The organism is Pseudomonas sp. YuFO8 (assembly GCF_035065025.1).
Taxonomy (GTDB): domain Bacteria; phylum Pseudomonadota; class Gammaproteobacteria; order Pseudomonadales; family Pseudomonadaceae; genus Aquipseudomonas; species Aquipseudomonas putida_AE.
Map to the genome: position 1 here is coordinate 1 of NZ_JAXDEQ010000035.1, position 25,684 is coordinate 25,684.

A 25,684-nucleotide genomic window follows, 5' to 3' on the forward strand; every position below is an offset into this window, starting at 1 on the left:
AGTCGGTGGCTGAACTGGTCGAGAAACTGAAAAACGAAGCGAAGGTAATCTAAATGACTATCTTGGTTATTGCTGAACACGACAACAAAGTGCTGGCCCCGGCCACGCTGAACACCGTTGCTGCCGCTGCCAAGATTGGCGGCGACATCCACGTGCTGGTTGCCGGCCAAGTCGCTGGCGCCGTGGCTGAAGCCGCTGCGAAAATCGCTGGCGTGGCTAAAGTACTGCTGGCCGACAACGCCGCTTACGCGCATCAGCTGCCGGAAAACGTTGCTCCTCTGGTTGCAGAGCTGGGCAAGGGCTACAGCCACATCCTGGCTGCCGCTACTTCCAACGGCAAAAACATCCTGCCGCGCGTTGCCGCTGCACTGGACGTTGACCAGATCTCCGAGATCATCTCGGTCGAAAGCGCTGACACCTTCAAGCGTCCGATTTACGCCGGTAACGCCATCGCTACCGTTCAGTCGAACGCTGCGGTCAAGGTGATCACCGTGCGCGCCACCGGTTTCGACCCGGTTGCCGCTGAAGGTGGTTCGGCTTCGGTTGAATCGGTTGCTGCCGCTCACGACGCTGCTATCTCCAGCTTCGTCGGCGAAGAACTGGCCGAGTCCGATCGTCCGGAACTGACCGCTGCCAAAATCGTCGTATCCGGCGGTCGCGGCATGCAGAACGGTGACAACTTCAAACACCTGTACGCCCTGGCCGACAAGCTGGGCGCTGCCGTCGGTGCTTCGCGCGCCGCGGTCGACGCGGGTTTCGTACCCAACGACATGCAGGTCGGTCAGACCGGCAAGATCGTTGCGCCACAGCTGTACATCGCCGTCGGTATCTCCGGAGCGATCCAGCACTTGGCCGGCATGAAAGATTCCAAGGTGATCGTGGCGATCAACAGGGACGAAGAGGCGCCGATCTTCCAGGTAGCCGATTACGGCCTGGTGGCGGACCTGTTCGAGGCGGTGCCGCAGTTGCAGCAATTGATCTGAGCTTGAAAGAATAGGCCCAGGCGCTACGTTCGTAGCGCCTGGGCCTATTCAGTTATAGGAGCCTTTGCCCGGCATCTTGATGCCATGCAGGTTCACTTTGCGATAGAGGGTCGCGCGAGAAATCCCCAGTTCCTGGGCGGCCAACAGAGGCTTCCAACGATTGCGCACCAAAGTATCGATCAAGGCCTGGCGTTCAGGACTGCCGGATACCGTTTCCTGGCCCATTACCGGGGTACTGGTGCCAAGGGTGGCAGGCAAGTCCTGCACGCCGATGATGTGGCTGCTACAGACTGCGCACGCGTAGCGCAGTACATGGTGCAACTGACGCATATTGCCCGGCCAGTTGTAGTTCAAGAGCATTTCCAGCGCCGCCTCGCTCAGTTCGAGTCTGTCTCCCGAGCGCTGACACTCCTCATTCAGCAGTTTGTTGATCAGCGCCAGCTTGTCTTTGCGCTCACGCAGCGGCGGTATGTCGAAGCGCGCTCCGCTCAAACGAAAATACAGGTCTTCACGAAAGCCGCCGGTTTCCACCAGGGTGGAAATATCACGGTGACTGGCGCAGATGACCTGGATGTCGATGGACTGTGGCCGGGCGCCACCTAACGGTGCCACCTCACCCTCGCTCAGGACCCTGAGCAGTCGTGTTTGCAACATCAACGGCATATCGCCGATTTCATCCAGAAACAGTGTGCCACCATCGGCTTGCTGTAGCAGGCCGCGCATGCCTTTACTTGAAGCGCCGGTGAACGCACCGGCGACATAGCCGAACAATTCGCTCTCAATGAGATTCTCGGGTATCGCTGCGCAATTCACCGCGACGAAGGGCTTGTCGCGGCGCTTGCTCGCTGTATGCAGTTGCAGGGCGAAGTATTCCTTGCCGGCCCCGGTCTCACCATGGATCAGCACCGGCAACCCGCGGTCCTTGACGCGCACGGCAAGCTCCAGCGCTTGGGCAACCTTGGGGTCAAGTGATGAAGCGACATTGCTTTGTACGGCCACGCTGGTCGGTCTGCGCGGGGCCTTGAGCCGAACATGCAGGCCCATGGAAGGCAGGTAGTGAACACTGTCATCGCTGGCGGCTGGCAATCGTTCAGAGGCAAAGGCTTCATCGATACCGACGGGAATTCTGCCATGGCGCTGTAACAGGAGTCGGCGGGCGGCAGGGTTGAGCGCCTGGATCACGCCATCGCGATCCCAGGCGAACAGGCATTGTGGCTGGCTGTCGAGATAGCCGGGCAGGGGATGGGCGCGTAACACCCATAGGTCCTGGGTGCTGTACATGAAGTAGGCATTCTCGATTTCCGTGGCGCTCTGGATGACCATTTGGCGGATCAGGTGCTGGCTGCGCCGGTCATCCGGAGAGCGGATCGAAGAGACATCCAGGACAGCGAGGATCTCGCCGTTGGGTGAAAACACTGGCGCGGCGGAACAGGTGATGCCGATAAAAGCGGCGCGGAAGTGGTCGTGCTTGTGCACGGTGACCGGCTGCTTGTCGATCAGGACCGCACAGACGCCTGTGGTGCCTTCGACGCTTTCTGACCAACAGGTGCCAACATCCATGCCCGCACGGCGGTACTCGCTGCGGATGGTCGATTCAATGCGGTAATCAACCGTACAACCCAGGGTGTCGGTGAGCATCACACAGTAGTCGGCCTCACGGACCCGGCTGTGCAGCCGGGATAGCTCATCGCCGGCAAGGTGCAGGAAGTCGTCAACGCGCTCACGGTGCTCGTGGAGCTGGTGAGCCTCGAGAATTCTGGGACCCTGCAATGAACCAGGGTCGAGTTTGTGGTGCTGCACCGAGCGACGCCACGAATCGAGGATGATGTTGGGCACCGGCAGGGTCGGAGCACTTTCGGCAGTGCGTAACACTCGACTCACATGGTCGACGTGAGTCTTTGCGTAGCCAGAGGACATTTTACCTCCGAAGGGTCAGATCTAATTTTTGTAGGGGTCATTAAAGGCTTGTTGGACATCCCCCACAAGCTGATTCGATCAGCCGTTCCACGTGAGACATAACATCTCAATATTCGCAGCCCGGGCGCCGGAGCGAGAGACATCATGTCTTTATCCAAACGCCCGCCCCGGCACCTCGTTTATCTGTTGGACCGCTCTATCCTGTGGCTTTCATGCACTTATTCGGCACTTGGCACTCGCCTTGCTCTGACTGTATTAGCGGGCCGCCCGAGACGGCCGCATCTCAACAACAATAATCAATAGAGGCATCACATGAGCGAATCCAAAGCTGTGGACTTCTCCCTGACAGGCAAAGTTGCCCTGGTGACAGGCGCCGGGCGTGGCATTGGTCAGGGTATTGCGCTGCGCCTGGCCCAGGCAGGCGCTGACCTGGTGCTCGCGGATTACGACATCGGCATCGCCGAAGAGGCCGCTTCCAGTGTACGTGCCCTGGGTCGTCAAGCTGTCGCCCTGCAAGTCGATGTCAGCAAGGCCGAGAGCGTCGCCAGCATGATCGAGCACGTCAGGAGCGCGTTTGGTCGCCTCGATGTGGCGGTCAACAACGCCGGTGTGGTCAGCCTCGGCAAGGTCGAAGAATTGCCGGTCAGCGAATGGGACCGGATCATGAACATCAACGCCCGCGGTGTGTTCCTTTGCTGCCAGGCGGAACTCAAGTTGATGCGCGAGCACCAGTTCGGGCGAATCATCAACCTCGCCTCGATCGCCGGCAAAGTCGGATTCCCCGACCTGTCCCATTACAGCGCTTCGAAATTCGCAGTGATCGGTTTCACCAATGCCTTTGCCAAGGAGGTTGCCCGCGAAGGCATCACGGTCAATGCACTGTGCCCGGGGGTGGTCGGTACCGGCATGTGGCGGGGCGATGAAGGGCTTTCGGCACGCTGGGCCCAACCTGGGGAAACGGAAGTGCAGTCCTGGGAGCGCCACCAGTCCAGCCTCCTGCCCCAAGGCGAGGCGCAAACGGTTGAAGACATGGGGCAATTGGCGGTTTACCTGGCCTGCGCACCCCACGTCACCGGCCAGGCGATCGCCGTCGATGGCGGCTTCTCGCTCTAGTTGAGCTAGCGGGTCGCAGTGACCCGCTCACCCATATGTGTTGATCACTTTCCCTGAGCCATCAGTCAAGGAAAGCGGATGCGGCTTGCCTGCAGCTTTGTAAAACGCGCTGGCGTCAGTTGAAGCTGCGGGCGAATAGATCGAAACAGGAGAACATAATGACAACTACAGTTCTGGCCAAACGTTCCGTTGGCACCGACATCATCAACTACGACGCCATCGTGATTGGCGCGGGCTTTGGCGGCATCTACATGCTCAAGAAGTTGCGCGATGAACTCGGTTTGAAAGTGCGCGCCTTTGACAAGGCGGGCGGTGTGGGCGGCACCTGGTATTGGAACCGGTATCCAGGTGCATTATCCGACAGTGAATCCTTTGTCTATTGCTTCTCCTGGGATCGTGAGCTGTGCCAGGAGTGGGATATCACCACCCGCTATCTGACCCAGCCGCAAATCCTCTCCTACCTCAACCACGCGGTCGATCGACACGACCTGCGTCGCGATATCCAGCTGGACACCGCGATCACCTCTGCCGTGTTCGACGAGCAAAGCAGTCGTTGGCTGGTCACGGCTGATGACGGTCACCGATACAGCGCCAAGTATCTGGTCACGGCACTCGGCCTGCTCTCAGCGACGAATGTTCCGAAGATCAAAGGCCTCGACCAATTCAAGGGCCAGATGTACCACACGGCCAACTGGCCTGCCGATGCCGTGCTGGAAGGCAAGCGGGTCGGCGTCATCGGCACTGGCTCCACGGGTTGCCAGGTCATCACCGCGATCGCCCCGATCGTCGGCCACTTGAGCGTGTTCCAGCGGTCTGCGCAATACACGGTGCCGGTGGGTAATGGCCCGGTCAGTCGCGAATACGTGGATGACATCAAGCGCAACTACGATGCCATCTGGAAAGAGGTACGCTCCTCGCGCCTGGCATTCGGTTTCCAGGAAAGCGATATTCCAACCATGAGTGTCGACGCCGCCCAGCGAAAAGCCATCTTTCAGCGCGCCTGGGACGGTGGTGGCGGCTTCCGCTACATGTTCCAGACCTTCAATGACATCGCCACCAGCGAAGAAGCGAACATCGCCGCCCAGGACTTCGTACGGGAAAAAATCGCCGAAATCGTCAAGGATCCGGAAACCGCGCGCAAGTTGATGCCCCGCGACCTCTATGCGAAACGGCCGCTTTGCGACAGCGGCTACTACGCCACCTTCAACCGGGACAACGTGTCGCTGGTCGACGTCAAGGCCAACCCTATCGAGGCAATCACCGCCAAGGGCATTCGCACTGCGGACGGGGTTGAACACGAGCTGGATGTACTGGTATTCGCCACCGGCTTCGATGCCGTGGATGGCAACTACAAGCGCATTGATATACGCGGGCGCGACAACGTATCGATAAACGATCACTGGGCCGACGGGCCTTCGAGCTACCTGTCGGTCGCCACCGCCAACTTCCCCAACATGTTCATGATCCTCGGCCCCAATGGTCCGTTCACCAATCTGCCACCCACCATCGAGACCGAAGTCGAGTGGGTGTCCGAGCTCATCAGCTTCATGGAAGAAAACGAGCTGGCCTGCGTGGAAGCCGATCCGCAAAGCGAGCATGAATGGGGCGTGACCTGCCAGGGGATCGCCGATCAGACGCTGTTCGCCAAGACCGACTCGTGGATCTTCGGTGCCAACATCCCCGGCAAGAGCAACAAGGTTTACTTCTACATGGGTGGACTGGGGGCATTCAGCGAACAGCTGCAGGCAGTGAAAAACGATGATTACCGCGGCTTCAGGTTCAAGGCCGTGAGTGTGGCGGACAACCAGGTGCAAAAAGCACTGCACTGATCGACAGAACGCGACCGCCAAACCCGGTTTCACCCCTCTGCCGCGCAGGCGTCCGGACGGGTGTTGAACAGGCGCGGTTCCGTCGGAACTGCGCGCCCATTGGAGAACCAGCAGTGATTCTGAATAACCCGCAACTCTTTCGCCAACAAGCGTACATCGATGGTGAGTGGACGGCTGGCGACAGCGCCGCGACCATCACGGTCGTCAACCCGTCGTCCAACGTCTCCATCGGCCAGGTCCCGCGCATGGGCAAGGTCGAGACCCGTCGTGCCATCGCGGCGGCCGAACGAGCATTGCCTGCCTGGCGTGAACTGTCAGCGAAGGAACGCGCCACCAGGCTGCGGCGCTGGTACGACCTGATCATTGAGAACCGGCAGGATCTGGCTCACATCATGACCCTTGAGCAGGGCAAGCCATTGCCAGAAGCATTGGGCGAAATCACGTTCGGCGCATCCTATATCGAGTGGTATGCAGAAGAGGCCAAACGGGTATACGGGGATGTGATTGCGGGTGCCACGGACAAGCGCCTGTTGGTCATCAAACAGCCCGTGGGTGTTTGCGCAGCGATCACGCCGTGGAATTTCCCCAGCGCAATGATCACCCGCAAGGCGGGGCCCGCCTTGGCGGCCGGATGCACAATGGTCATCAAGCCGGCCTCGCAAACGCCATTTTCAGCCTTGGCCTTGGTCTACCTGGCCGAGCTGGCGGGTATTCCAAAAGGTGTCCTGTCGGTAGTGACCGGCGCGGCAGCGGAAATTGCAGAGGAACTGACCAGCAACCCGGCGGTGCGCAAGATTTCTTTTACCGGCTCTACCGAAATCGGTCGCCAGATCATGGAAAAGTGCGCCCATGACATCAAGAAAGTCTCCCTGGAGTTGGGGGGGAACGCGCCTTTCATCGTCTTTGAAGATGCCGATCTCGATGCCGCGGTGGAGGGCGCGCTGGCCTCCAAATTCCGTAACGCCGGGCAAACGTGCGTCTGTGCCAACCGCTTGTATGTCCACGACAGGGTATATGACGCCTTCGTCGACAAACTCGCATCCGCAGTGGGTGCGTTGAAGATTGGTGACGGCTTTGCAGACGGCGTCACCCTCGGCCCGCTGATTGATGGCAGGGCCGTGTCCAAGGTTCGCGAGCACATTGAAGATGCATTGGCCAAGGGGGCCAAGGTCATCAAGGGAGGCTCCGCCCATGCCCTTGGCGGCAACTTCTTCGAGCCGACCATCCTCGTGGATGTGCCCGACAATGCCCGGGTATCGAAGGAAGAAACGTTCGGTCCACTCGCGCCGGTGTTTCGGTTCTTCGACGACGCCGAAGTCATCAGCAAAGCCAACGACACCGAGTTCGGTCTTGCGGCGTATTTCTATACCGCGAACCTTGGCAGGGTATTCCGCGTGGGTGAAGCCCTGGAGTACGGCATCGTAGGGGTGAACACCGGGATCATCAGCTCCGAAGCCGCACCTTTCGGCGGCATCAAGGCATCCGGTGTTGGCCGGGAGGGCTCGAAGTACGGACTCGAGGACTACCTCGAAATCAAGTACCTGTGCCTGGCCGGCATCTGACCGGCCTTTAACCCGCCGCTGTCCTTTTTCAAACAATCACTTGCTACGTGACCGCAAGGGCTTTGCCCTGCGGTCTGGCTAACGCTGTGTCGTAAAACATAAAAACAAGGATCAAGCGACATGAATACTTATTGGCAACTACCGTTGGGGGCTGGGCTACTGGCGTGCATCGCATTACCTGTATCAGCCGCAGACTCCTCGTCCCGATGGGGATTGGGAGATTGGGGCGGACTGCGCAGTGAATTACTTGAAAAGGGCGTGGACGTCATTGTCGGCTATACCGGTGAGGCGGCCACCAATCTGCACGGCGGCTACGACCATGATCAAACCGCGCGCTACACCGCCCAATGGGCGCTCGGCACGCACCTGGATCTGCAAAAGTTGCTTGGCTGGAAGGACGCCGAGTTCCAACTCCTAGTGACCGAGCGTAACGGCAACAATCTCTCCAACGATCGGGTCGCCGACCCACGTACGGGCCAGCTCAGTTCCGTGCAGGAAGTTTGGGGGCGGGGTCAGACCTGGCGCTTGACCCAGTTGTGGTACCGACAAAATTTTTTCGACAATGCCCTGGACCTCAAGCTGGGACGATTGGGCATCAACGAGGACTTCAACAGCTTTCCTTGTGACTTCCAGAGCCTGTCTTTCTGCAGTGCTCCAGTCGGCAACGTGGCCGGGGACGTGTGGTACAGCGGCCCCGTCAGCCAGTGGGGGCTGCGAACCCGGTACAACATTGATCGGCAGTGGGCTGTGCAGGTCGGGATGTACGAGCAAAACCCCGAGAACCTGGAGACCGACCAGGGCTTCAAACTCAGCGGTAGCGGCACCCGGGGCGCGCTGGTACCCGTGGAGTTGATCTGGACACCGACGCTGGGTGGCGACGCATTGCCGGGTGAATACCGGTTGGGCTACTACCACAGCAGTGCCAGCGCGAACGATGTGTACGACGATGTCAACGGCCAACCGCAAGGGTTGACCGGGCAGGCGCCGAAATCGCGCAGCAGCAAACATGGCGCGTGGATCATGGGCCAGCAGCAACTCACCAGCCATCGCGGTGATGCCTCACGCGGCTTGAGCGTGTTCGCCAGCGTGACCGTCCACGACAAGGCCACCAGCGCCATCGAGAGTTTCCAGAACATCGGCGCGGTCTACAAGGGACCGTTCGATGCCCGGCCAAAGGATGACATCGGCCTGGGTATCGCTCGGCTACTGGTCAACGATGCGGTGAGCAAACGCCAGCGCCAGATCAACCAAAGCACGGGTATCGACGACTACGACAATCCGCAATACGTCCCCGTTCAGCACAGCGAATACGACATTGAACTCCACTATGGCGTTCATGTTACCGACTGGCTGACCGTGCGCCCGAACGTGCAGTACGTCCGTCATCCCGGCGGTGTTTACGAAGTGGACAACGCTTTGGTTGCAGGCGTGAAGCTCCAGGCGAGCTTCTGACGGTTGACTGACTGGCGTGCCTTCGAAAACGGCTTTTTTAGTACTCGCTGTCTGATTTCCCCACAACGATCGACAAGGAAAAATGAAATGAGTAAATCCCACGCAAAAGTTGCTTTTGTCACAGGTGCAGGTCAAGGGATCGGTGAGGCCATCGCGTTGCGACTGGCGTCAGATGGTTTTGCAGTGGCCTGTGCAGACATGAACATCGAAACCGCAAGTCTCGTGGCGGACAGAATCAATAACGAGGGTGGCCGAGCCCTGGCGATTAGGGTTGATGTGGCCGACCGCGATGATGTCTTCAAGGCCGTGAAGCAAGCGGTGGAGGCTCTGGGAGATCTACACGTGGTCATCAACAATGCAGGCATTGCGCCGATTGCACCGATTGAATCAATCACCCCAGAAATCTATCGGAGAACCTTTGATATCAATGTGGGTGGCGTTCTGTGGGGTATACAGGCGGCTGTTGATGCATTCAAGACGCTGGGGCACGGCGGCAAAATTATCAGCGCGTCCTCGCAGGCCGGTCACGTCGGCAATCCAGACCTGGCGGTGTATGGCGGGACCAAGTTTGCCGTACGGGGCATCACCCAAACGGCGGCCAGGGAACTGGCCCACCTCGGAATTACGGTGAATGCTTACTGCCCTGGCATTGTGAATACACCCATGATGCGCAAGGTTGCTCAAGATGTGGCGGACAATGCCAACCAAAACTTTGAATGGGGAATGGAGCAATTTTCCCAGCATATCGCGTTGAAGAGACTGTCTCAGCCAGAGGACGTTGCGGCCTGTGTTTCATTCTTGTCCGGCCCTGATTCTGACTATATGACAGGTCAGGCGGTAATTATTGATGGTGGAATGGTTTTTAATTAAGTTCTGATTAGCAGCAATGCGCTGCTGAAGAAGAAATCAGCCCGGGCAGGCGTTGTCTATCACACGAGCCTAGACAGCGCCTTGTCCTGGTCTGATGCGTTGCAAATCTGGGAACGTCCGGGACTCGCGCCCCAGGCGCGTCCCTCAGTACTTGATGACAGTACGGATCGATTTGCCTTCATGCATCAAGTGAAACGCTTCATTGATGCGTTCCAATGGCATGGTATGCGTCACAAACGGGGCAAGCTCAATCTCACCATTCATCGCGTCCTCAACCATTTTTGGTAGTTGGGTACGGCCTTTGACACCGCCGAAAGCGGAGCCTTTCCAGGTGCGCCCCGTCACGAGCTGGAATGGGCGGGTAGAAATTTCCTGGCCCGCTCCCGCCACTCCGATTACGATCGACTGTCCCCAGCCACGGTGTGCACTTTCCAATGCGGCGCGCATGACATGCACATTACCGATGCATTCGAACGAGTGATCGACCCCCCAACCTGTAGCTTCGATGATGACCTGTTGAATAGGCTTTTCGTGATCTTTTGGATTGATGCAATCCGTCGCTCCGAAAGACCTGGCCAGTTCAAATTTCCCAGGGTTGGTATCAATGGCAATGATGCGCCCAGCCTTTGCCTGACGCGCGCCTTGAATAACGGCAAGACCGATGCCACCAAGGCCGAACACCGCAACGCTGTCCCCAGGTTGGACCTTGGCAGTGTTATGCACTGCGCCAATCCCTGTGGTAACACCGCACCCGAGCAGGCAAACGTGCTCATGGTTGGCTTGAGGATTGATCTTCGCGACAGAGACTTCAGCGACAACGGTGTACTCGCTAAACGTGGAGCAGCCCATATAGTGGTAGAGAGGCTGACCGTTGTAGGAAAAACGAGTGGTGCCATCTGGCATCAGACCCTTGCCTTGTGTCTCTCGAACCGCGACGCAAAGATTGGTCTTGCCGGATTTACAAAACAGGCACTCACCGCACTCGGCGGTGTAGAGGGGAATGACATGGTCACCGGGTTTCAAGCTGGTGACGCCTTCACCGACTTCAACTACTACGCCGGCACCTTCGTGACCAAGCACCACCGGGAATAGACCTTCAGGGTCATCGCCCGACAGTGTAAAGGCGTCGGTGTGACAAACGCCGGTGTCAGTGATTCTGATTAGCACTTCGCCGGCGCGTGGTGGCGCAACATCAATCTCGACGATCTGAAGTGGTTTGCCAGGTTCAAATGCAACTGCAGCACGGGATTTCATAAAATTCTTTCTCCAAGTGATGATGCTTGTTTGATCGAGGCAATCGGCTAGATCGAAGACGGTTGCAGGTAGTTACTTAAGGTAGGTACGTACCAACGAAACCACTTCATCAATCGATGAACGTTGCGACTCGGACGTATCGACTAAATTCGAGAATTCTTCCCTCAAATGACTTTCCAGGACACCCGCCATCAAACCGTTCACGGCGCCACGCAATGCTGCGATCTGCTGCAAGACTGGCCCGCATTCCGCTCCCTGCTCAAGCGCCGCCTGGAGCGCATCCAATTGGCCTCTGACTCGATTGACTCTCCCCAATACGCGTTTTTTTTCAGCAGGTGAATGTGGCATCGAATTACTCCAGTAATAGGCATGGAGGGAATTGTACCCGGGTATTTGAAGGGGGGATTCTCAGTACTGGTGGGGAGTATATTTAAATACTGTGGGGGAGTACATTAAACTAGCTGCGGCAAGTGGCCGCAGCTGGTGCCGGCGATGAGCGGTTCACTGTTTTATGCTGGCCTCGTGTGCAGGTCAGCAAAAGAGGGGCCGCAGCAACACCTTTCCGGTCAGTATCAGTCAAGCAGATCGGCAATGGATTCGGCCGCTAGTTGATAGGAGCGGCAGCGCGATTGGGGATCATAAATTCTTGCATCGATTATTATTTCGTCCGCCTCGGTGGTTGCCACGAACTCGCGCAACCAACTTCCAACATCATCTTGGTCGCCTACCGCTGTGCAAAACATGGCCTGCGCCAGATTATGGCGATCTACATCGGCGAGCCTTTCCATGAAACCCTCTTCCGGACGCGGAAGCGCACCGGCTTTGCCCGCGTAAAGATTGCTTACCCAATGACGGTGCGAACTCGCCAGGTAATCGGCTTCGGCGCGTGAGGGGGCAGCGAAGACATTGACGCCAGCGATGACATAGGGGCGGTCCAGCAATGGTGAAGGCCGGAACGAGGCGCGGTAGTGCGCGATGGCTTGCATCAGGAATCGAGGCGCGAAATGTGAAGCGAAGGCATAAGGAAGCCCCATTTTTGCAGCAAGATCCGCGCTGTTGAGGCTTGAGCCTAATAGCCATACCGGTACGTCATGGGTTTCGGGAATTGCACGAACCAGCTGGTTTCCGTTGTCCGCCAGATAGTCCGTCAACTGCTGGATATCTTGCGCGAAGTCGCGCTCGGAGGCGTCACCGCGCATGGCGCGAATAGCCAGCCCTGCTGATCCGGGTGCCCGGCCAATGCCCAAATCGATACGGCTTGGAAACAAGGTGTCCAAAGTCCCGAACTGCTCCGCCACCATCAGAGGGGAGTGGTTTGGCAGCATGATTCCACCAGAACCGACTCGCAGGGTGCGAGTGGCCGCAGCGAGATGCTGGATGAGCAAGGTGGTGGCCGAAGAGGCAATCCCCGGCAGATCGTGGTGCTCGGCGATCCAGTAGCGTTTGTAGCCGTGGGCTTCCACGTGGCGCGCCAGGGCGGTGGCATCGGCAATGGTGTGGGCGAAGGTCTTGCCTTCGCCGATCATCATGAGGTCAAGCACAGAAAGGGCGGTCATTGCATGTTCCGTTTTTGAGGTGAGGTCTGTGACGCGGCCATCCGCTACTTCAGCGGGAAATCCGACCAGGACGGATGACGTGCCAGGCGTTGATCGATTTCCCGTAGCGTTGCCAGGCAGCGCTGGAGCTTGAGGTAAATGTCGCCCCCGTAATCCCAGCCGAGCACGCCGATGCTGCCGGTATAACCGACGCGATTGAGCGCGGCGATCAAGGCGAAGTTGTCCATCTCACCGCGGTCGACCGGTTCCATGGTCGCCACGCCGCCCCACCCCAGCTGCGAAAGGGCACTGCCAGAGGTCACCACCTGCATGAGCCAGGGTTTCATTGCACCAAGGCGCTTTTCCAGTTCGCCTTCCTGGCTGGCGTACCAGTGATAGCCGTTGAACGAGGCGCCCAGGCGTGGGTGAGCGAAGAGCTCGCAAATCTGCACGACTTGCTCAGTGGTTTGGGTGACATGATGAAGGTGCGGGTACAAGGCGATCCGCAGTCCGCGCCGTTCGGCAATGGGCAACAGCGACTCGATGAACCTCAGAATTGCCTGGGCTCCATTGACTGAGGTCTGTATCGCCAGCTCGATCAGCTCAACGCCCTCGACGGTTTCGACGATGCGCTTTATCAGGGCGTCGTTGCGCCCCTCATGCAGCACCAGGTAAAGGCCCTCGATGTGCAGGCCATGGTTGTCCCGGACGCTGGACAGCAGGCTGAGGTCAGTCAGTGGTGTTCCACCCCAGGCAGCCACAGTGATGCCGTCGTAGCCGATCTCGGCCAACATTTCGCACTGCGTCTGGAAGGCATAGACGCCCATCGACGAGTAGAAGAAGGAATCGAGTGCATGAATGCGATGAGCCATGATTGTTCTCCTGGCTCAGTGCGGCGAATCGGTCAGGACAGCCCACTCAGGGTGGGCGGCCAGCCGTTGTTCCATGGACCGGAAGGCGGTGGCCGAGCGGCGCAGGTTGCCGTAGACATCGCCGCCCATGCTTTCCCAGCCGAGCACGCCAAACCGTCCGTCAAAGCCACGCCGTTCGAGCGCACCCAACAACACGAAGTTGTCCATTTCTCCCTCGTCGAGCGGTTCGATGGTGGCCAGGCCACCCCATCCGAGCGGGGAGCGCCGGGTGCCAGCGATGTTCACCTGTTTCAGCCAGGGCCACATCGCGTCCAGGCGCTGCTCCAGGGCCTGTTCCTCGGTCGCGTACCAGTGATAGCCGTTGAACACGATGTTGAGGCGCGGATGGTTGAACTCCCTGCACAGGGCCACTGCCTCGGTGGTCGTCTGCATGCCGTAGCGGGCGTGGGGGTAGAGGCTGATCTCCAGGCCGCGGCGCTCGCAGATCGGCAGCAGGCGATCGAGCATCTGGCGGTCAAGGTTCGTGACTTCGTCGCCAGAATGCAGGGCCAGCTCGAGGGTGGTGCAGCCTTCGATGGTCTCGAACAGATTGGTCACAAATGATTCCAGGCCCCTGCGATAGATCACGTAGACCGCACCGACGTCCAGGCCCCAAGTGGGTTTGACCTGGGGGATCGACTTCAGGTCCTTGCTCCAGGCAGACATCGTCAGCCCCTGATAGCCAAGTTCGGCGAGCATCTCGCACTGCGCCACCAGGGGATAGGTCCCCAGGGCTGTCTGGAAAATGAAATCCATATGATGCAAAGGACGATTCATGAGTGGGTCTGCGCTGTCAGTGGGTTGGCGGGTAAGGACGCACTTGGAAAGTGCGGCAAGAGGTATTCGCCGAGTTCGTCGATGACTTCCGAAGCGTGGCGACGCTGAGGTTTGAAGTGCAGGGCAACGTGACCGACGCCCTGATCCTGTTGACGTTTCCAGTGTTCGATCAGCGTGTTCCGCCCGGCACGCAGCACGCGACCAGCCTGCAGAGGATGGTTTGGATCTTGGTCGAGGTCGAACAAAGTGCCGTAGCCATAGGGCTTGTAGACGGTGTCGCCACAGGCTGAGCGCCACCGTTCGATGATCTGGGGAATCAGGACAGGATTGGAAATGTAGGAAAGGATGCCGTCACTATTTTTGCCGACCCACTCCAGCGACTGACCAGCCTGACCAACGATGATTGTTGGCATACGTGGGCCCACTGGTTTGGGAACGAGGTCAATCTCACCATTCAACTGGCCATAAAATCGTGAAGGGTGCACGGCCCAGTGTGTTTCCGTGGCGGCGCGAATGATTGCCAACCCGTCACGGAAACGCTCGGCGCGGTTACTGAAGTCGAGTCCGAAGGCGGGGTATTCCACGGGCCGATCGCCTGTGGCCAGGCCCAGAATGAATCGTCCCCCAAGCAACTGATCGATACTCGCGGCCTGCTTGGCCACGATCAACGGATCGCGTAGGGGCAGGACAATGCCGGCAGTACCGATGGCTATCTGCGTGGTCACGGCGGCGAGGAAGCCGGCATAGACCAGCGGATCAAGGATCTGACCCACGTCACCAAAGCTCGGATCGTAAAAGGGCACGTCCCGTAGCCAGATGGCGGAAAACCCCGCTTCGTCAACCTTTTGAGCTAATTGCGCGTGATCCTGCAGTGTCGGGCCAGGGCTATTGGGATAGCTTTCTAGCGGCGCAATAAAACCGAAGGTCAAATGGCCAGGTTGGAAAACGCGCGCGAAGCCGGGGTGTTGCCTGAGCTCTGGCGCAAGTCCATAGGGGCAAGGCATCGAAGTCATTCGAGGTCTCTCGTCTAGTCGGATGAAGGTAACTTCGCGTGCGATAGAGCGGGAAGAAGTCACAATGGCGGTGACTATAAATTGTATAATCGGAAAGAAATATAGGATGAAATTCCGATCATTTGCGAATAAAAGGCTTAAATAGACCGAGGTGGCCATGGATCATTTTGGAGCGCTCAACGCGTTCGTTCACGCAGCGCAAACGCGCAGTTTTACCGAAGCCGGACGCAGGACCGGGGTGTCTTCATCGGCCGTTGGCAAGGCGGTCGCCCGGCTGGAGGAAGAGCTGGGCGTCAGGCTGTTTCACCGCTCCACACGCGCCATCACCCTGACGTCCGAGGGCAGCCTGTTCCTGGATCGTTGCCATCGAATTTTTGCCGAGTACGAGGTTGCCAAGCGTGAGCTCACCCAGGCGGCCGGTAAACCCCAGGGAAAGTTGCGCCTCGGTTTGCCACAGCTGGGGATGAGGTTGATGCCGCACCTGATTGCGTTTCAGCAGGCCTATCCCGAAGTGGAGTTGGAGCTGGAGTTCAGTGATCGGTTGGTCAACGTCATCGAGGAGGGTTTCGATGCCGTGATGCGTATTGGAGAGGTTGAGGACTCGCGGCTGATGATGCGCAAGCTCAACGGCTACAGTCATCGCCTGGTGGCGTCGCCCGAGTATCTATCACTGCGGGGTGTGCCTTCACGGCCATCGGAACTGTCCAGCCATGCCTGCCTGCGTTACCGATACCCCACCAGCGGTAAACTCGACGCCTGGCCGCTGGTGGTCAAAAAGGGGCAGGCCAGTGTTGAATTGGGACAGTCGGCGACCGCCAACGCGATTGAACCGTTGCTAGCGATGGCTGAAGCGGGACAGGGAATCGCTTGCCTGCCTGATTTTTTTGTTGAGGACGTCATCGCTGAGGGTCGATTGGTGCCGGTACTGGATCGCTACGTTAGCGACCACCGCACCTTTGCCATTCTCTGGCCATCCAGTCGCCAGCCATTACCCAAGATAAAAGCCTTCGTCAGTTTCATGACATCGCGGCTGACGTGATTCCCTGCACTTGAGCCAAACGCAAACTGCCGACGCGCTTGGGGCAGTGCGTCGGCAGATGTTGAGCCAGCAGTCACTTACGCTTTGCTGGAGGCTTTTGTCGCCATGGCGCCATCACCCAACAACGCGACGACCAGTGCTGTCGCCGCCAGGTACACAGGGTATTCCCAGCCGCCATTGGCGTTGGTGAAGCTCCAGCCATTGCCGAAGTGGACGCTCGCGGCAACGAACAGTTGAACCACCGCCAGTGCGGCCACCCAGCGCGCGTAGACACCCAGCACCAGCATCAGTCCGCCGATGACTTCAAAGGCCATGACTGGGTAGGCCAGGAAACCCGGGAAACCGATGGATTCAAAAAAGCCAGCGGTGCCTGCCGGTGTGAACACCAGCACTTTGGTCAGGCCGTGAGCAATGAACATGATGCCGAGGGCCAGGCGCATAACGAGTGCGGCATACGGCGCGGTACGTGAGTCGATCATGGTGCAGTTCCTTTATTTACCTGGAGAGTGACAGCGTGTGGGTCAGCCATGACGAGAAATCCGCCAGTTCTTCAGCGACGATCTCGTGGGCCATGTCGTAGAAGTGTGTTTCGTGGACGACGCCGATCCGATCCAGCCAGGCGTCCGCTTCTTTCGCCCAGGCCACTGGCAGGACGTTGTCCCGATGCCCATGGGCGATGAACGCGCGCACGGACTTGAGCCGATCGGTGGAGGCGACTCGGGGGTCGAGTTCACGCAGCATGCGGCCGCTCAAAATGGCGAAGCCGGCAACCAGTTCGGGTTCGGTAACGCCAAGGCTGGCACTCATGATGCCGCCCTGGCTGAAACCGGCGATCACGGTCGGCAACTCGGGCAGGGCTTCGATGAAACGCTGCAGCAGGTGCCGGCTTGACTCCGCTTGCTCCTGATTGAACGAAGGGCCGTTGCTGGTGAAGTTCACCTGGTACCAGGCGTAGCCTTGTGGGCCGACCTGCAGCGGGCCGCGCAGCAGGATCACTTCCAGTTCTGCGGGCAGCGATGCGGCCAATGAGGCAAGGTTCGCTTCGTTTGAACCGACACCATGCAGCAGAAGAAGGCGGCCCTTGGGAGCCGAAGTACGGCTACCTTTGCGGAAAAACAGGCCCGCTTGCGGCTCGCGGACCGCTTCGGAAAATGTCATGTCACCCATGGTTTTCTATGCCTTGACTGAGTTGAATGGATTCAGATCCATCCTGGTGGTTCGAGGAAAACAGGTAGCTGTCCATTGCCAGCACCCCATAGCTCACGCCGCCTTCCAGGACACGGGTTTCATAGTGTTCACCGGCCGCGCCCAGGGCGATGAGCAAGGGTAAAAAATGCTCGTCAGTCGGGTGGGCACGTTCGGCAGAGGGGGCGTGCTGCATGTAATTGAGCAGTAGTTCGGTGTTGCCTGTCTGCAGGGTTTGGGCTGTCCAGGCAGCAAACGCTTTCACGTAGTCAGCCCCCTGGCTGGCCGCCCCCCGAAACTCATACAAGTTATGGGTCAGGCTGCCGGAAGCCACGATCAGCACGTTCATATCGCGTAGTGGCTTGAGGGCTTTGCCCAATTTCCAGGCCTGGTAGGTGTCGAGGCCGGCAGGCATCGAGACCTGAACGACGGGTATGTCGGCCTCGGGGGCCAGATACAGCAGCGGCACCCAGGCGCCGTGGTCCAGACCCCGACGGGCATCAAGCCGGGACTTCCATCCTGCCTTCTGCAGCAGACCGACGATATTCGCGGCGAGCGCCGGAGCGCCCGGCGCCGGATAGCGCAACTGGTACAAGGCATCTGGAAAACCACCGAAATCGTGAATGGTTTCGGGGGCAATGCTCGCCGTCACGCTGACTTCGCCGCGGGTCATCCAGTGCGGGGAGAGGACGACAATGGCATCAGGCCGCGGCAGTTCGCGACCGACTTGAGCCAGACGTTGACCCGCCAGACCCGGCTCGATGGCAAACATCGGAGCACCATGGGACACAAACAACAGGGGGAACGATGTGTTCATGAGTGAATGCGCCTCACTGAATGGATGTGCGTTTCGATGGGGCCAGTTTATAGATTGAGTTGCCGGAATAAATAAGGCCAAATGTGACTTACCGTTCCACTTACCGAGACAATGATGGACAGAGCGTTGGAGATGCAGGTCTTCTGCACCGTGGTCGATAAAGGCAGCTTTGTCGGGGCGGCTGAACCCCTGGGTATGTCGAAGGCGGCCATCTCACGCTACGTGAGCGGCCTGGAACAACGACTCGGGGCGCGGCTTCTGCAGCGCACGACACGCCGGCTTTCATTGACGGAGGAGGGGCGCCAGTTCTACCACCAGGCACGTGAAGTCCTGGCGCTGATGGACCAGGCCGAAGAGGCGGTATCGTCCAACGCACCGGAACCCAGTGGCGTTTTAAGGGTGAATGCACCGGTCAGTTTCGGCGTGCTGCACCTGGCGCCGCTCTGGGGCGACTTCATGCAGGCCTACCCCAATGTCGAGTTGGATATCAGCTTGAACGATCGTCTGGTGGATCTTGTGGAGGAGGGCTTCGATGCCGCGGTGCGTATTGCGCGCATGGAAAGCTCTTCACTGATTGGGCGACGCCTGGCGGGCACGCGGATGTGCCTGTGCGCTTCACCCGCTTATCTGGCGAGTCACCCCCCAGTGCGCACCCTGGCTGACCTGGCCGAGCACGGAGTGATCGCCTATACCAACTTCGCCAGCGGCAATGACTGGCAGTTCACGGGCCCTGACGGCAGCGAAACGGTGCGCACCCGCTCGATCGTGCGCTGCAACAATGGCGATACCTGTCGCAGTATCGCCTTGGCGGGGGGCGGGATAACCTTGCAGCCCAGCTTCATGGTGGCCGAGGATTTACGCAAGGGAGACCTGGTCGAGATCCTGCCCGGGTACCAGTCCGTCGAGCTGGGCATCTACGTGGTCTATCCCACCCGCAAGCACTTGGCGACCAAGGTCCGGGTTCTTATCAATTTTCTCGCCGAGCGATTTGCCCATCCTCACTGGGAGCAGTAGAGAGGACTTCCCCGGGCGGGCGCTGACTCAGCACTTGTCCAGAAACCCTCGCAGGTCGGTCGCGAATTTTTCCGGGTTCTTCAAGGCCAGGAAGTGGTCGCCCTGTTCAGGCCTGGTGTACACATGCAGCGCAGATCCGGCGATGACCGAATGCATCCAACGCTGGCTGTCCAGCCAGTCGCTGTACTCGCCGGTGAAAATGGCGGTTGGCACATCGATCTTCGTCTTGATGACATCGCGCCAGTCGTTGGTGACGTGATCGAACAGCACGCGCTCCATAAACGCCATATCGTCCTCTACAACGGCCTGGGCCAGGCTGATTGCGTTGTGAAACCAGGGTGAGTCCAGGGCCATGGCCCGTTCCAGCACCCGCGTCGCGCTGATCAGTTGGTTGCTGGGCGCTCCCTTGGCGTAGGACGCTATCATGCGCTCTGGCGAGGTGGTGAACGCCCCGGCTTGCAGTCGCTCCTGTTCGGTCCAGTCTGCATGACAATAAACCGAGGGTGCCTGGTCAATGATGCTCAGCGTGCGCATGCCTTGTGTACCGAACAGGTCAATATAGGCCCACAGGATCGACGCCCCCATCGACCAACCGCAGTAATGCGCCTGGGACACGCCCAGGTGTTGCGCAAACTGTTTCACGTCTATGGCATAGCGGGAAATCCGGTTGCCAAAGGCCACCTTTTCCGAGAGCCCCTGGTTTCTTACATCCAGCACGTACACGTGATAATGCTGGCTGAGGATGTGCATGAGGTGGAAATACAACGCGCCGTTGGCTGACCAGCCTGGGATGAAAATCAGCGGCGTGCCAGCACCGGCTTCCCAATAGGCGAGGTTGACCCCGTCGCTGGTGACAAAACTGTTGAGCTTCAGGCCTTCGAAGTCAGAAACCCGTACCGGTTGACCAGGGATTTCATGGGGCAAGTGCAAGTCTTCGCCGAGCAGCGAGAGAAGCGATTGATTGTTCAGTGGGTATTTCATGGTGCTATCCCATCCAGTTTAAGAAATCGCGCAGTTGATTCAGGGCGCATGGGGGTGGCTCTCATCCATATCGGTATTTATCGATTCCCGGCGTAAGCTGCGTATAGGTTTACGCCGATGCAGATTGCCAGGACCCACGCTGAAAACAGCATCGGGCCGGATAGCCCGGCAGAAAAATCGGCTTGATCCGCATGGGCGATCATCGCGCCGAAGACCGCCACGCCGATTACGCCGCCCAGTTGCCGGGCAGAGGCCATCAGACCGGAGGCGATACCCGCGTCATGCTGCGTAACCGAGGACAGCATCGAGTTGGTAATGAAGGGGACCGACATGGCGCTACCGATTCCCACCAGCATCAACGCACCATTGAGCCACCAGAGCGAGCTATTGGAGGTAGTTTGTGAAAGCGCGATGAAGCCGAAGATCTGGACCGTGAAACCCGTCGTGATGATACCAGTGGCACTGAACCGCCTGGCGAACCTGGATGAGAGCATCGTGGACAGTGTCAGCACCGCCGTCAGCGGGATAAACGAGAGCCCAGTCTTGAAGGCGTCGTAGTGCAGAAAGGCTTGAAAATAAATGCTGAAGACGAAGACCGTTCCATAAAACGTCAGGTTGATCGCAGCGCCCGCGAGCGCCATGCTCCCCAGCACTTTGTTTGTCGCCAGATGAGTGGGCAGCATCGGATGTTTGACCCGACGCTCGATCAGGACAAATGCCAGCGCACTGATCGCGGCAATTGCCATCGCAGTGAGTGTTTCGCTTGCCCAACCTTTGGCACTGGATTCGGTCAAGCCATAGGTCAGTGACGCCAGGCACATCGCAATACTGACCTGCCCTGGAATATCGACATGCTTTTCAACCCGCGGGGAGGCGGGCGCGTATCGCAGGATTAGCCCGACCGCCAGCAGGCCGATGGGAATATTCAGCAGGAAAACGCTTCGCCAGCCGAAGTATTCGATCATCAGTCCGCCGATCACAGGTCCGGCGGCCAGGGCAATCCCTCCACAGGCGCCCCAGAGCGCAACAGCCGCGCGACGTGCATCGGGGTCATCAAACGACACGCGAATCAGGGTCAGCGATGTCGGAATCAGGAAGGCCGCGCCGATGCCCTGCACAATGCGCATGCTGATCAGCATGGTCATGCTGTCAGCCAGGCCACAGCCAATGGAGGCGAGGGTAAAGAGCGCGAAGCCCGCTGCAAAAACCGATTTTGCTCCCCACTTGTCGCCCCAGGCGCCACCCAGGATAAGCAAGGCGGAAAAAGGCAGTGCGTAGCTGTTGATGACCCATTGCAGGCCGGTGAGGTCGGTGCCGAACGCGAGCTTGAGGGCACCCAGGCCGACGTTGACGACGCTGACGTCGAGTTGAACGACGAGAAATCCCAGGCAGGCGGCGGTCAGAATCGCCCGTAGCGAAGCGGGTGAGATGGGTTGTGCGGTCACTGATTTACAGTCCAGGCATGTTTTTGTGTCGCGGGGCGAAATGCAAAGGCCAGCGAAGGTAGGCAGGGCCTGGCTTTCGCTGGCAGCACTGCTTACACGAACTGCAGAACGTCGTTGACGGCTTTTCGGGGCTTTTGCGGCCAGTTGGCCGAGCCAGGGTAGCCAACGGTGATCAACATCACCGGGATCTGCGTCGCGGACAAACCGAATGCTTGCGCCACTGCCGATTGGTCGAAACCGATCATGGGCGTCGAAGCAAGGCCTTGACCTTTGGCGGCGAGCATCAGGGTCATGGCGGCCAGCGAGCCTGAGCGGATCGCTTCGTCGCGTTGCAGCTGCGGGTTTTGCTGGTACATGCCTTGAGCGGCGCCCAGCCACATGTCGTAGATCGTCTGATCAATGATGCCGGCATCCAGCGTCGGTTTCAGGGCTGAAGGCAGGGTTTCATGGGGATTGAGGGTGCCGCAGACAATAAAGGTCACGGCGGCGTCCATGACTTTCTGTTGTCCGTAGGCCAGTGGCAGCAGCCGCGCCTTTGCTTCGCTGCTGCGAACGGCCAGGAACTTCCAGTTCTGCAAGTTGAAGGCGGAGGGTGCGTGCGTGGCCAGATCGACCAGGTCGGTGACCTGTTGATCCGTCAACTCGCGCTCAGTGTCGTAACTGTTGGCGGAAATGCGCGACTTAATTACTTCAGCAATGGCAGACATGGTGATCTCTGTGCGGGAAAGGGGGAGCGCGCAGACCCAGTGTTTTGGTTGGCCTGCGCAGTCAATGAACTTAGCGACTGAAGCCGTCGAAAGGCGTCATGTAGACCGCGCCGAACGGGTCCAGGCGTTTGCGGACTTCTGCATCCGGTGTTCCGTAGACCACCAGGCTGGTCACGCTGCACAGTTCAAGGAAACGTTCGCCGAACGGAGCGAAGGTGGTGTCGACGTGACTGACGACGGCACCGGCGTCATAACGTTCAAGGATGTGAACGGTGCTGTTGTCCTGGTTGACGCTGTATTCGTAAACCAGCGTGCCGGGCTCGGTGCGGGTGGCAGCCACGATGTTCGAGATCAGCGCCTTGAACTCGGCAAATGCTTCGGGTTTTACCGCGAGGGAAAACAGGCAGGAGATATGGGGATGCATGGGTAGCCCTTCGTCAGAGGCTTCGTGAAAAGCCTGTTGAGGATGCATCGCTGGCCAAGCCGATGCATTCGGTGCGGATGGGGTCAGGATTTTTCCGGTGCGTCCCCGAACAGTTTGCCGGCACCGGCCCAGTCCGAAGCCGCAACGTCCTCGAAAATGACGTAGATGTAGTTGGCATCTGTACCGGTGTGTTTAACGATGCTTTCGGTGATATCCGCGGCTACAGCGGCTTTTTGCGCGTGGTCTTTACCTTCGAACCAGCTCACACGTACGACGGGCATGATGATGTCCTTTTGGGCATTGATGATCAGGAGAAGAGAAGCCCATCGTACTGTTGCGTGGGCTGGCGATAAATGGTTTGAAACTATAATCTGGGTAGATCCAAACTCTACAATCATCGAGCCGGCATGGTACCTATCGATTCGTTTCAAGGCGTCATCACCTTCGTCGTGGCGGCGCGCTCGACCAGTTTCACCCAAGCGGCCGATCGCCTCGGCGTGTCAAAATCTGCCGTCGGCAAAGCCATTGCGCGCCTGGAAGAACGCTTGGGCACCCAGTTGTTTCATCGCACGACGCGGCGCATTTCCCTGACCGCGGACGGTGAGGCGTATTTTGTGGCGTGTTCCAGCGCCCTTGAAGAAATCGGCGCCGCCGAGAGCGGGTTGGGCCCCGGCGGTGGCGAGCCTTCCGGACGCCTGCGAGTGGACATCCCCGTGGCATTCGGGCGTCGGGTCGTGGCCCCGTTGCTGTTCGAGATCGCCAACAAATACCCGGCCTTGCAACTGAACCTGACGTTCTCCGACCACCTGGTTGATCCCTTCGAGGAGGGCATCGATTTGCTGGTGCGCTTCGGAGAACTGCAAGACACCAGCGGCCTGGTGGCGCGGCGGCTGACCAGGCAACGCTGGGCGATATGTGCCGCCCCCGACTATCTGGCGCGTTTTGGCGTTCCGCAGGCGCTGGAAGACCTCAGCAAGCACCGTTGCATTGTCGGGCACAGGCGCGGCCAGCCGCTGGCGTGGCGGGTCATGCAGTGCGGGCAGACTGTCAGATTCGCGCCACCCACGACCCATCAGATTGGCGACGGGGAAGTCATGATTCTCGCGGCGGTCGCGGGCACCGGTTTATGCCAGATGCCACGCAGCCTGTTCCAGGAGGATATCGAGGCGGGCAGGCTGGTGGAGGTTTTGCAGGGGTATGAACCCGAAGCAGTCGATGTGCATGCCGTGTGGCCAAAGGTGTCGCACCTGCGGCCGAAGGTCAGGTATGTGGTCGATGAGTTGGTCAAGCTGTGTGCGCATTGGCAGTGATTCAGGCTGACAGGTAAGGCAGGCCTCACTTGAAAGTCTTCTGCGTCGCGGAAAACACCAGCGCAACACTGGCGACAACGATGACCGCCCAGAAATACTCCATGCTCGCCACCAGAGTTGATTGCTGGTGCAGGGATTGGGCAAGTGTCGCCACCGAAATCTGGCTGGCAGGGCCCGCACCCACGGCAGGTGTGAGTGCCTCGGCCAGCATTCGGGTCTGTTCCAGATAGAGCGGGTCGCCGGCGCTGAAGTGACTGTTGAGGTTGTTGTATTGCACGGTGGTGCGCCATTGCAGGAACAAGGTCGCAACGGTTGTGCCAAGTGCCATGGCTATCTGCGCCAGCATGCTTTTGATCTGATACGCATGGGCGAACAGCGTGTCATGGTGTGTTACGTCGCGAAATGTCTGCATGGCCGCCGTGGCGAGTACCAGCATCACGAAACAACCATTGAGCACCAGCGCAGGCAAGATGTTTGACCACATGTTCGCGCCAGGCGTGAGGGATGAGGACAACCAGCCGAACCCGAGCAACGCTGCGAACCCGGCGACGAAAAACTTCTTCGGTGCGGGGAATTTGGGAATGACAACGGACATGAAACCCCAGGTGATCAGCGCTCCCGCCAAGCCGAACGCCTGGAACGTACCGATGGTGTCCCATGAGTAGCCCAGCCCGGTCTGTAGAAAGTACGGCAAGATATAGTTGTTGCCGCCCAGCACTATGTAGGTGAAGCAGAAGAGGGCGACCCCTAGCATGTAGCGGTGCTGCATCAAGTCTTTAACCTTGAGGAAAGGCGCGTGTTTGCCGTGTTCGGTGTGAAAAAAGATGTAGATGCCCAGCGCAGCGAGCAGCGCAAATGCGATGAGAATGAATGACTCGTTGTAAAAGTCGTAGTAAGAGCGTTGGAGGATATAAAGCAGGAAAAAACTGCTGACTGATAACAAGAGGATATTGGCCGGGCTGGAGGGCGTTCTTTCATCTTCGGGCGCGAGGGTATTGGGCAGAAAACGCGTGCACAGAAACGCTGCAAACACAGCGCCCGCAGCCAATATCCCGAAAATGGCGTGCCAGGTATCTTCAACCACCACCAGTGACGAGAGGAAGGGCGCCGAAGCCGTCCCGCCCGCCAGACCGGTGGCAAACACCTTGACCCCGACAAAACGCCCGGGGCCAGGCGGCAGCAGATTGACCATCAAGCGCGCGGAGGTCATGAACGATGCGCCACCCAAGGCCATGATCACGCGACCGACCGTGAAGGTATTCAGATCAGTCCCCACGCCACACACGAATGCGCCCAGTACGTAAATGCTGATGGAACCCAGCATGAAGTTGCGCCAACCCAGCCGCTCGACCAGCCAGCGCTGTTTGGAAATAACCACAACGGCGATGCACGCATACAGCGCTGCGACCAGCGTGAACTCTTCGGGACTGGCGTCTATTTCTCCGCGGATGGGCGCCGAGGCAAAAGCAATCATGCCTGCCTGCAAGTATTCCAGCGCGCACAACAGTCCCACGGTCAGCAATAAGGCGGCATTCTTTCTGTACAT

Annotated in this window: 25 protein-coding genes; 9 read left to right on the forward strand and 16 right to left on the reverse strand. The window is 58.8% G+C overall.

Translation table 11 applies throughout. From position 1 onward, the window contains the following. Positions 1 to 53 precede the first annotated feature (53 nt). The gene (locus SOP95_RS24270; RefSeq protein ID WP_323608589.1) at positions 54 to 983 is read left to right on the forward strand and encodes an electron transfer flavoprotein subunit alpha/FixB family protein; all 930 of its coding nucleotides are present in this window, start codon (positions 54 to 56) and stop codon (positions 981 to 983) included. A gap of 48 nt (positions 984 to 1,031) precedes the next feature. Here SOP95_RS24270 and SOP95_RS24275 read toward each other — a convergent pair whose 3' ends face one another. Beyond that, complete coding sequence (locus tag SOP95_RS24275) at positions 1,032 to 2,900, reverse strand: sigma-54-dependent Fis family transcriptional regulator (RefSeq protein WP_323608590.1); 1,869 nt, start codon at positions 2,898 to 2,900, stop codon at positions 1,032 to 1,034. Positions 2,901 to 3,212: 312 nt separating this feature from the next. On the opposite strand from SOP95_RS24275, the gene SOP95_RS24280 reads away from it, so the two are divergent. The 5 genes from SOP95_RS24280 (at position 3,213) to SOP95_RS24300 (ending at position 9,726) form a co-directional block, all read left to right on the forward strand. After that, positions 3,213 to 4,013, forward strand: a complete 801-nt coding sequence (locus tag SOP95_RS24280) for an SDR family NAD(P)-dependent oxidoreductase (RefSeq protein WP_323608591.1) — start codon at positions 3,213 to 3,215, stop codon at positions 4,011 to 4,013. 158 nt (positions 4,014 to 4,171) lie between these two features. Next, positions 4,172 to 5,842 (forward strand): flavin-containing monooxygenase, encoded by a 1,671-nt coding sequence (locus tag SOP95_RS24285; protein ID WP_323608592.1) that lies wholly within the window; start codon positions 4,172 to 4,174, stop codon positions 5,840 to 5,842. A gap of 113 nt (positions 5,843 to 5,955) precedes the next feature. Continuing rightward, positions 5,956 to 7,404: an NADP-dependent succinate-semialdehyde dehydrogenase gene (gene gabD, locus SOP95_RS24290; protein ID WP_323608593.1), complete on the forward strand. Its 1,449-nt coding sequence runs from the start codon at positions 5,956 to 5,958 to the stop codon at positions 7,402 to 7,404. Between the two features lie 120 nt (positions 7,405 to 7,524). Beyond that, the gene (locus SOP95_RS24295) at positions 7,525 to 8,856 is read left to right on the forward strand and encodes a carbohydrate porin (RefSeq protein WP_323608595.1); all 1,332 of its coding nucleotides are present in this window, start codon (positions 7,525 to 7,527) and stop codon (positions 8,854 to 8,856) included. 87 nt (positions 8,857 to 8,943) lie between these two features. Next, positions 8,944 to 9,726, forward strand: coding sequence for a (S)-acetoin forming diacetyl reductase (locus SOP95_RS24300; protein WP_323608596.1), 783 nt, complete (start codon positions 8,944 to 8,946; stop codon positions 9,724 to 9,726). 144 nt (positions 9,727 to 9,870) lie between these two features. Here SOP95_RS24300 and SOP95_RS24305 read toward each other — a convergent pair whose 3' ends face one another. From SOP95_RS24305 to SOP95_RS24330, 6 genes are all read right to left on the reverse strand, one after another. Continuing rightward, on the reverse strand, positions 9,871 to 10,980 hold the full coding sequence (locus SOP95_RS24305) for an S-(hydroxymethyl)glutathione dehydrogenase/class III alcohol dehydrogenase (RefSeq protein ID WP_323608597.1): 1,110 nt from the start codon (positions 10,978 to 10,980) through the stop codon (positions 9,871 to 9,873). 72 nt (positions 10,981 to 11,052) lie between these two features. After that, positions 11,053 to 11,328: a formaldehyde-responsive transcriptional repressor FrmR gene (gene frmR, locus SOP95_RS24310; RefSeq protein ID WP_323608598.1), complete on the reverse strand. Its 276-nt coding sequence runs from the start codon at positions 11,326 to 11,328 to the stop codon at positions 11,053 to 11,055. A gap of 224 nt (positions 11,329 to 11,552) precedes the next feature. Beyond that, positions 11,553 to 12,536 (reverse strand): LLM class flavin-dependent oxidoreductase, encoded by a 984-nt coding sequence (locus tag SOP95_RS24315; RefSeq protein ID WP_323608599.1) that lies wholly within the window; start codon positions 12,534 to 12,536, stop codon positions 11,553 to 11,555. Between the two features lie 44 nt (positions 12,537 to 12,580). Then, positions 12,581 to 13,387, reverse strand: a complete 807-nt coding sequence (locus SOP95_RS24320; protein ID WP_323608600.1) for a sugar phosphate isomerase/epimerase family protein — start codon at positions 13,385 to 13,387, stop codon at positions 12,581 to 12,583. 15 nt (positions 13,388 to 13,402) lie between these two features. After that, positions 13,403 to 14,203 carry a sugar phosphate isomerase/epimerase family protein gene (locus tag SOP95_RS24325; protein ID WP_323608601.1) on the reverse strand — a complete coding sequence of 267 codons (801 nt, stop codon included), beginning with the start codon at positions 14,201 to 14,203 and terminating at the stop codon, positions 13,403 to 13,405. Beyond that, positions 14,200 to 15,216, reverse strand: coding sequence for an LLM class oxidoreductase (locus tag SOP95_RS24330; RefSeq protein WP_323608602.1), 1,017 nt, complete (start codon positions 15,214 to 15,216; stop codon positions 14,200 to 14,202). The genes SOP95_RS24325 and SOP95_RS24330 overlap by 4 nt, the downstream gene beginning before the upstream one ends. A 157-nt stretch (positions 15,217 to 15,373) precedes the next feature. Here SOP95_RS24330 and SOP95_RS24335 point away from each other — a divergent pair, with 157 nt between their 5' ends. Further along, the gene (locus tag SOP95_RS24335) at positions 15,374 to 16,255 is read left to right on the forward strand and encodes a LysR family transcriptional regulator (RefSeq protein ID WP_323608603.1); all 882 of its coding nucleotides are present in this window, start codon (positions 15,374 to 15,376) and stop codon (positions 16,253 to 16,255) included. Between the two features lie 77 nt (positions 16,256 to 16,332). On the opposite strand, the gene SOP95_RS24340 is transcribed toward SOP95_RS24335, so the two are convergent. From SOP95_RS24340 to SOP95_RS24350, 3 genes are read right to left on the reverse strand one after another with little or no spacing between them, the layout of a single operon-like run. Then, positions 16,333 to 16,734 carry a DoxX family protein gene (locus SOP95_RS24340; RefSeq protein WP_150779244.1) on the reverse strand — a complete coding sequence of 134 codons (402 nt, stop codon included), beginning with the start codon at positions 16,732 to 16,734 and terminating at the stop codon, positions 16,333 to 16,335. Between the two features lie 16 nt (positions 16,735 to 16,750). Further along, a complete protein-coding gene (locus tag SOP95_RS24345; protein WP_323608604.1) occupies positions 16,751 to 17,422 on the reverse strand; it encodes an alpha/beta hydrolase in 672 nt (223 codons plus the stop codon). Then, positions 17,415 to 18,257 carry a DODA-type extradiol aromatic ring-opening family dioxygenase gene (locus SOP95_RS24350; protein WP_323608605.1) on the reverse strand — a complete coding sequence of 281 codons (843 nt, stop codon included), beginning with the start codon at positions 18,255 to 18,257 and terminating at the stop codon, positions 17,415 to 17,417. The genes SOP95_RS24345 and SOP95_RS24350 overlap by 8 nt, the downstream gene beginning before the upstream one ends. A gap of 114 nt (positions 18,258 to 18,371) precedes the next feature. Between SOP95_RS24350 and SOP95_RS24355 the strand changes: the two genes are divergently transcribed. Further along, positions 18,372 to 19,271 carry a LysR family transcriptional regulator gene (locus tag SOP95_RS24355; protein WP_323608606.1) on the forward strand — a complete coding sequence of 300 codons (900 nt, stop codon included), beginning with the start codon at positions 18,372 to 18,374 and terminating at the stop codon, positions 19,269 to 19,271. Positions 19,272 to 19,298: 27 nt separating this feature from the next. Here the strand turns inward: SOP95_RS24355 and SOP95_RS24360 are convergent, their stop codons facing one another. The 5 genes from SOP95_RS24360 to SOP95_RS24380 all read right to left on the reverse strand — a co-directional run bounded on the left by SOP95_RS24360 (position 19,299) and on the right by SOP95_RS24380 (position 23,109). Further along, positions 19,299 to 20,252 carry an alpha/beta fold hydrolase gene (locus tag SOP95_RS24360; RefSeq protein WP_323608607.1) on the reverse strand — a complete coding sequence of 318 codons (954 nt, stop codon included), beginning with the start codon at positions 20,250 to 20,252 and terminating at the stop codon, positions 19,299 to 19,301. Between the two features lie 77 nt (positions 20,253 to 20,329). Then, positions 20,330 to 21,697 carry an MFS transporter gene (locus tag SOP95_RS24365; RefSeq protein WP_323608608.1) on the reverse strand — a complete coding sequence of 456 codons (1,368 nt, stop codon included), beginning with the start codon at positions 21,695 to 21,697 and terminating at the stop codon, positions 20,330 to 20,332. Between the two features lie 92 nt (positions 21,698 to 21,789). Further along, positions 21,790 to 22,404, reverse strand: coding sequence for a nitroreductase family protein (locus SOP95_RS24370; RefSeq protein WP_323608610.1), 615 nt, complete (start codon positions 22,402 to 22,404; stop codon positions 21,790 to 21,792). Positions 22,405 to 22,474: 70 nt separating this feature from the next. Beyond that, positions 22,475 to 22,828 carry a putative quinol monooxygenase gene (locus SOP95_RS24375; RefSeq protein ID WP_323608611.1) on the reverse strand — a complete coding sequence of 118 codons (354 nt, stop codon included), beginning with the start codon at positions 22,826 to 22,828 and terminating at the stop codon, positions 22,475 to 22,477. 83 nt (positions 22,829 to 22,911) lie between these two features. Then, the gene (locus SOP95_RS24380) at positions 22,912 to 23,109 is read right to left on the reverse strand and encodes a tautomerase family protein (RefSeq protein ID WP_323608612.1); all 198 of its coding nucleotides are present in this window, start codon (positions 23,107 to 23,109) and stop codon (positions 22,912 to 22,914) included. 126 nt (positions 23,110 to 23,235) lie between these two features. On the opposite strand from SOP95_RS24380, the gene SOP95_RS24385 reads away from it, so the two are divergent. Then, the gene (locus tag SOP95_RS24385; protein WP_323608613.1) at positions 23,236 to 24,138 is read left to right on the forward strand and encodes a LysR family transcriptional regulator; all 903 of its coding nucleotides are present in this window, start codon (positions 23,236 to 23,238) and stop codon (positions 24,136 to 24,138) included. A gap of 25 nt (positions 24,139 to 24,163) precedes the next feature. On the opposite strand, the gene SOP95_RS24390 is transcribed toward SOP95_RS24385, so the two are convergent. Then, positions 24,164 to 25,684 carry an MFS transporter gene (locus SOP95_RS24390; protein ID WP_323608614.1) on the reverse strand — a complete coding sequence of 507 codons (1,521 nt, stop codon included), beginning with the start codon at positions 25,682 to 25,684 and terminating at the stop codon, positions 24,164 to 24,166.

What these genes read in the sequence shown, in the direction of transcription:
- SOP95_RS24270 (WP_323608589.1), top strand. Translation starts at nt 54, where the DNA reads ATGACTATCTTGGTTATTGCTGAACACGACAACAAAGTGCTGGCCCCG.
- SOP95_RS24275 (WP_323608590.1), bottom strand. Translation starts at nt 2,900, where the DNA reads ATGTCCTCTGGCTACGCAAAGACTCACGTCGACCATGTGAGTCGAGTG.
- SOP95_RS24280 (WP_323608591.1), top strand. Translation starts at nt 3,213, where the DNA reads ATGAGCGAATCCAAAGCTGTGGACTTCTCCCTGACAGGCAAAGTTGCC.
- SOP95_RS24285 (WP_323608592.1), top strand. Translation starts at nt 4,172, where the DNA reads ATGACAACTACAGTTCTGGCCAAACGTTCCGTTGGCACCGACATCATC.
- SOP95_RS24295 (WP_323608595.1), top strand. Translation starts at nt 7,525, where the DNA reads ATGAATACTTATTGGCAACTACCGTTGGGGGCTGGGCTACTGGCGTGC.
- SOP95_RS24300 (WP_323608596.1), top strand. Translation starts at nt 8,944, where the DNA reads ATGAGTAAATCCCACGCAAAAGTTGCTTTTGTCACAGGTGCAGGTCAA.
- SOP95_RS24305 (WP_323608597.1), bottom strand. Translation starts at nt 10,980, where the DNA reads ATGAAATCCCGTGCTGCAGTTGCATTTGAACCTGGCAAACCACTTCAG.
- frmR (WP_323608598.1), bottom strand. Translation starts at nt 11,328, where the DNA reads ATGCCACATTCACCTGCTGAAAAAAAACGCGTATTGGGGAGAGTCAAT.
- SOP95_RS24315 (WP_323608599.1), bottom strand. Translation starts at nt 12,536, where the DNA reads ATGACCGCCCTTTCTGTGCTTGACCTCATGATGATCGGCGAAGGCAAG.
- SOP95_RS24320 (WP_323608600.1), bottom strand. Translation starts at nt 13,387, where the DNA reads ATGGCTCATCGCATTCATGCACTCGATTCCTTCTTCTACTCGTCGATG.
- SOP95_RS24325 (WP_323608601.1), bottom strand. Translation starts at nt 14,203, where the DNA reads ATGAATCGTCCTTTGCATCATATGGATTTCATTTTCCAGACAGCCCTG.
- SOP95_RS24330 (WP_323608602.1), bottom strand. Translation starts at nt 15,216, where the DNA reads ATGACTTCGATGCCTTGCCCCTATGGACTTGCGCCAGAGCTCAGGCAA.
- SOP95_RS24335 (WP_323608603.1), top strand. Translation starts at nt 15,374, where the DNA reads ATGGATCATTTTGGAGCGCTCAACGCGTTCGTTCACGCAGCGCAAACG.
- SOP95_RS24340 (WP_150779244.1), bottom strand. Translation starts at nt 16,734, where the DNA reads ATGATCGACTCACGTACCGCGCCGTATGCCGCACTCGTTATGCGCCTG.
- SOP95_RS24345 (WP_323608604.1), bottom strand. Translation starts at nt 17,422, where the DNA reads ATGGGTGACATGACATTTTCCGAAGCGGTCCGCGAGCCGCAAGCGGGC.
- SOP95_RS24350 (WP_323608605.1), bottom strand. Translation starts at nt 18,257, where the DNA reads ATGAACACATCGTTCCCCCTGTTGTTTGTGTCCCATGGTGCTCCGATG.
- SOP95_RS24355 (WP_323608606.1), top strand. Translation starts at nt 18,372, where the DNA reads ATGGACAGAGCGTTGGAGATGCAGGTCTTCTGCACCGTGGTCGATAAA.
- SOP95_RS24360 (WP_323608607.1), bottom strand. Translation starts at nt 20,252, where the DNA reads ATGAAATACCCACTGAACAATCAATCGCTTCTCTCGCTGCTCGGCGAA.
- SOP95_RS24370 (WP_323608610.1), bottom strand. Translation starts at nt 22,404, where the DNA reads ATGTCTGCCATTGCTGAAGTAATTAAGTCGCGCATTTCCGCCAACAGT.
- SOP95_RS24375 (WP_323608611.1), bottom strand. Translation starts at nt 22,828, where the DNA reads ATGCATCCCCATATCTCCTGCCTGTTTTCCCTCGCGGTAAAACCCGAA.
- SOP95_RS24380 (WP_323608612.1), bottom strand. Translation starts at nt 23,109, where the DNA reads ATGCCCGTCGTACGTGTGAGCTGGTTCGAAGGTAAAGACCACGCGCAA.
- SOP95_RS24385 (WP_323608613.1), top strand. Translation starts at nt 23,236, where the DNA reads ATGGTACCTATCGATTCGTTTCAAGGCGTCATCACCTTCGTCGTGGCG.
- SOP95_RS24390 (WP_323608614.1), bottom strand. Translation starts at nt 25,684, where the DNA reads ATGTACAGAAAGAATGCCGCCTTATTGCTGACCGTGGGACTGTTGTGC.